Genomic DNA, 4,365 nt, shown 5'->3' with positions numbered 1-4,365 from the left:
CGCCGCCCGCCGCGACCGCGGTCAGGCCGAGCAGGGCCCACGCGACACCCGCCCCGTGGGCACCGCCGGCCCGGTGGCGGTGCGACGTAAGGTAGCACGTCTGGGCGGTGAGGTTGGCCACGAAGTGGAGCACTCCGACGCGCCGTTGCGGCGTCGTGAGCCGCGAGAACTCGGCCAGTCCGGTGACATTGGCGACCGGGTTGGCCAGCAGCCCGATCGCCACGAGCCTGCGGGCGGCGTCGCGGTGTCCGATCGCGTCGAACGCGGACGCGCACACCCAGGCTCCGAGGGGCAGGGTCACCACGAGGGGGTGTACCGGGTGGCCGAGCCAGGAGCCGCGCAGCGCACGGTCGGTCGTGGTGCCCTCCAGCATCCGGCGCAGCCGGCGGGCCAGGATCTCGGCGGGCCGGTCGAGCCCGGTCACCGACTCGGATCGGCGCAACAGTCGGTCCAGCATCCGGGAGGGCTACCCGGTCCCCGGACGGTGAACCGGGAACGGTCCGGGGTGGCCCGAACGGGTGGTTCGGACCCGTTCGTGACGGATACGTCCCGTTCCCCGAACCGGGTGTCCTCGCCGTGTCCGTGATCGCGGTGAGTGCTGTGCCCAATGTGCCGAACGAGCGCCCGGGACGCCTACGACGCCGCCCCGTGGGACGGCGGGGATTCCTCGGGGCAGGTGTCGAGGAGGTCGGCGGCGAGGGCCCGGGCCGTGGGTTCGAGTTCGGCGTTGAGTCGCCGGAACAGGTGCTGTGCCTGCTCGGCGGGCCAGTCGTCGGGCAGGTGTTCCCGCGGCAGCCGCGGATCGGTCCGCACGATGCGCAGCCAGTCGGTCTGCAGCAGCAGGTGCCGGGCGAGGGTGTCCGGGGTCCGCCGCCGCGGGTCGTCGGTGGACCAGTGCGCCATGAAGCGCCGGTACCGGGCGGCCAGGGAGTCGAGGTCCCAGGCGTCGTGGACGAGTTCGGCCACGTCGGTCGGGGGCAGGGCGCGGGCCTGGAACACCTTGACGTGGTCGGCGGCGTCCAGTCCGCGTAGCAGTGGTTCGACCGGGACGGTCGACGGGGCGATCCACAGTCCGCCCTGCAGACTCCCGAACCCGGCCCACAGCAGCCGGGAGCGCAGCAGGTGCCGCTGTCGTTGCCAGGACTCGGGCATGGAGAAGCCGAGCAGGGTCCAGGTGCCGTCCCAGTGGGTGTTGACCGCGCCGATCCGCCAGATCCGGGTCTCCCCGTCGCGCAGGATGGCCTTCGACCGCCCGGTCAGTCCGAGGTAGACCCGGCGCCCCCGGCGGTCGCGGTCCAGCAGGTCGCGGCGGGCCATCCGGCTGAGCGTGGAGCGGGTGGCGTGCTCGGAGACGCCGAGCCTGCCGAGGACGTCGAGCACGCTGCCGGTGGCGACGCGGATCCCGCGGCCGAAGACGTGGATCCCGAAGAAGGCCAGCAGCAGGGTCTGCGGCCGTCGCGTGGCCGTGTCGTCCCGGTCGGCCGCTCCGCCGACGTCGGCGAGTTCGTCGGTGTCGTCGGGGTGGGGGAGGCCGTCGCCGTCCGGGCTGCCGTCGTCCGGGCTGTCGCCGTCCGGGCTGTCGCTGTCGGGGAGATCGTCGCTGTCGGGGAGATCGGGCTCGGTACGCACACCGCCATCGTAGGCGGAACGACTTTGGTCAGTTTGTTGACTAGCGTGACGATGCTGCTTAGTTTTGCCGGGTGCGGTGGCGCGTCCGCACGGCAGGCAGTCTCGACGGAGAGGCAGGACGGTGGCATGACACAGGGCGGTGACGGGACCCGGTCCCCGGAACGGTCGGCGCACCCGGCCACGCAGCTCAGACGGGCGGTGTTGTCCAGCTACCTGGGCAGTGTGATCGAGTACTACGACTTCCTCCTCTACGCGACCGCGTCGGCGGTGGTGTTCAGCCAGGTGTTCTTCGCGAACCTGGATCCGCTGGTCGGCACGATCGCCAGTCTCGGCACCTTCACCACGGGGTATCTCGCCCGGCCGCTCGGTGGGGTGATCTTCGGGCACTTCGGTGACCGGCTCGGCCGCAAGCAGATGCTGGTCATCACCATGACGATGATGGGTGTGGCCAGCACCCTCATCGGGTTGTTGCCGACCCCGGGGCAGATCGGGGCGTGGGCGCCGGTGCTGCTGGTGCTGCTGCGCGTGGTGCAGGGGATCGCGGTCGGCGGGGAATGGGGCGGTGCGGTCCTCATGTCGGCCGAGCACGCGAAGACCCGCCGCGGGTTGTGGGCCAGTTTCACGAACGCGGGCGCGCCGAGCGGCATGGTGCTGTCGACGGTGATGCTGACCCTGACCAACGCCCTGACCACCGAGGACGAGTTCCTCGCCTGGGGCTGGCGGGTGCCGTTCCTGCTCAGTGTCGTGCTGCTCGCGGTGGGCCTGTTCGTGCGGATGAAGGTCACCGAGACCCCGGTGTTCGCGACGGCGGAGCAGCAGGCGACGACCGGGAAGGCGGCCGGGAAGGCCGCGGGGGCGGAGAAGCCCCCGTTCGTGCAGGTGCTGCGCAACCACCCGCGGAACCTGGCGCTCGCGGTGGGCGTCGGCTTCTCCGCGTTCGTCGCCCAGGGGACGCTGACGACCTACCTGATCGCCTACGCGGTGGGGGAGGGCTTCGCCCGGCAGACCGTGCTCAACGCGCTGACGATCTCCTCGGTGGGCGCGATCGCGGGCATCATCGGTTTCTCGGCGCTGTCCGACCGGGTGGGTAGGCGTCCCGTCGTGCTCTCCGGTGCGGTGACCATGGCCGTGCTCGGATTCGTGCTGTTCCCGCTGGTGAACACCGGGTCCGCGGTGCTGCTGACGGTGGCGGTGGTGCTGGGGCAGTCGGTGGTGCACCCGGCGATGTACGGCCCGCTCGCGGCGTTGTACACGGAGATGTTCGGCACCCGCGCCCGCTACACGGGAGCCTCCCTCGGCTATCAGATGGCCGGGCTCGGTGCCGGCGTGGCGCCGCCCGTCTTCGCGGCGGCCAGTGCCGTGGGCACGGTACTGACCTCGACGTTGATCGCGGCCTGCTGCGTGCTCACGGTCGTGTGCATCCTGATCACGAAGGAGAGCCACCGCAACGACCTGGCCCACGAGCCGGAGGACGGCGGCCGCGGGAGGACACGCACCAACCCGGAAACTGTATAACGACCTATACGCCAGGGGTCTGTTTTCCGGTCGGTGCGGGAGTATGCACCCTTCGTACCGGGTAGCCACGATCACCACAGCGGTGTCGGCGACGGCCGAGGAGGGACTCGCACGATGGGGTTACAGGATGTCTGGATCGCGACGCTCAGTGACGGTCTGATCCGGGCCGATCACGTGACGGGCATCGAGAGCCACCAGACTCCCGCGTTGACCGGGAAACCGTCCCGGTGGCTGGTCGACGTCACGCTCGCCGTCCCGGCGGGCAGCGGCAGCGGCGACGGGTGGGAGGTGTCCCAGCTGCACCGGACACTCGCCCAGACCGATGTCCGCCCGGACGCGGCGCCGGAGGCGCTGGCGCGCAGGCTGGACGAGCTACGCCGCCGGGACGCGGCGGGGATCGTGCGGCTCGTGGCCGGCGAGGCGGGGGTGCGGGTGGAGTTCGACCCGTTCGGACACGGGGTGGACCGCGCCACTGAGGCGGAGGAGGCACTCGGCCCGGACGAGTGACCGCGCTCGGCGGGCGGGCCCGGACGGAGTGTTCCGCGCGTGCGCCGGGAGCCCGGTGGGTACTGCCCGACCGGGAGGTGCCGCCTGATGATCGAAGTGAGTCGCGTGATGCCCGTGCCGCCGGAGCGGGTGTGGGACGTCCTGGCCGACGGCTGGACGTACGCGGGGTGGGTGGTGGGCAACGCGCACGTGCGCGACGTGGACGACACCTGGCCCGCCGAGGGCAGCGGACTGCACCACAAGGCGGGGGTGTGGCCGGTACAGGTGCCCGACGTGTCCACCGTGGTCGCCGTCGCACCGGGCCGGATGGTCGAGCTGGAGGCGCGGTTGTGGGTGGTGGGACGCGGCCGCGTGCGGATCGAGCTCGACGCGGTCGGTGCCGACAGCACCCGCGTCACCCTCGGCGAGCGCGCGGTCAGCGGGCCGGCGAGCCTGCTGCCGTCGTCGGTGCAGAAGCTGCTCCTGCACCCCCGCAACGTCGAGGCCCTGGCCCGCCTGCAGGACATGGCGGTCGGCCGCGCACACCGGGCGCACGGTACCCGGGATTCCCGGGACGGGGGCGGAAACGGCGGACGGGGGACGGGCACACCGGAGTAGGCGCGGCTCCGGCTCCCGCGCGGGCTCCGGACCGGGCGTCGCGTCATGCCTGGGACTGGTGGCTGGGTCGTCCCGGGTGCACGGCGTGCCGCCGTGCCCGCGGTGACGCCTCCGGGC

5 protein-coding genes are annotated in these 4,365 nt (G+C 72.3%); 3 read left to right on the top strand and 2 right to left on the bottom strand.

The annotated features are described in order from the left end of the window. Together SACPADRAFT_RS32650 and SACPADRAFT_RS0210430 are read right to left on the bottom strand one after the other, a co-directional pair. Positions 1-457: DUF2231 domain-containing protein (locus tag SACPADRAFT_RS32650; protein WP_007026670.1), on the bottom strand; the 457-nt coding region annotated here is incomplete at its 3' end. Positions 458-633: 176 nt separating this feature from the next. Further along, positions 634-1,629 (bottom strand): PaaX family transcriptional regulator, encoded by a 996-nt coding sequence (locus SACPADRAFT_RS0210430; protein ID WP_007026669.1) that lies wholly within the window; start codon positions 1,627-1,629, stop codon positions 634-636. A gap of 126 nt (positions 1,630-1,755) precedes the next feature. On the opposite strand from SACPADRAFT_RS0210430, the gene SACPADRAFT_RS0210425 reads away from it, so the two are divergent. The 3 genes from SACPADRAFT_RS0210425 (at position 1,756) to SACPADRAFT_RS0210415 (ending at position 4,248) form a co-directional block, all read left to right on the top strand. Next, positions 1,756-3,144, top strand: coding sequence for an MFS transporter (locus tag SACPADRAFT_RS0210425; RefSeq protein WP_007026668.1), 1,389 nt, complete (start codon positions 1,756-1,758; stop codon positions 3,142-3,144). A 114-nt stretch (positions 3,145-3,258) separates the two neighbouring features. Next, positions 3,259-3,651, top strand: coding sequence for a hypothetical protein (locus tag SACPADRAFT_RS0210420; protein WP_007026667.1), 393 nt, complete (start codon positions 3,259-3,261; stop codon positions 3,649-3,651). 87 nt (positions 3,652-3,738) lie between these two features. After that, complete coding sequence (locus tag SACPADRAFT_RS0210415; RefSeq protein WP_007026666.1) at positions 3,739-4,248, top strand: SRPBCC family protein; 510 nt, start codon at positions 3,739-3,741, stop codon at positions 4,246-4,248. The last annotated feature ends 117 nt before the right edge of the window (positions 4,249-4,365 follow it).

This window comes from Saccharomonospora iraqiensis subsp. paurometabolica YIM 90007 (genome assembly GCF_000231035.2).
GTDB classification, from domain to species: Bacteria; Actinomycetota; Actinomycetes; order Mycobacteriales; family Pseudonocardiaceae; genus Saccharomonospora; species Saccharomonospora paurometabolica.
The sequence above is the reverse complement of the archived record's forward strand: the minus strand, read 5'-3'. Positions and strand labels throughout refer to the sequence as shown.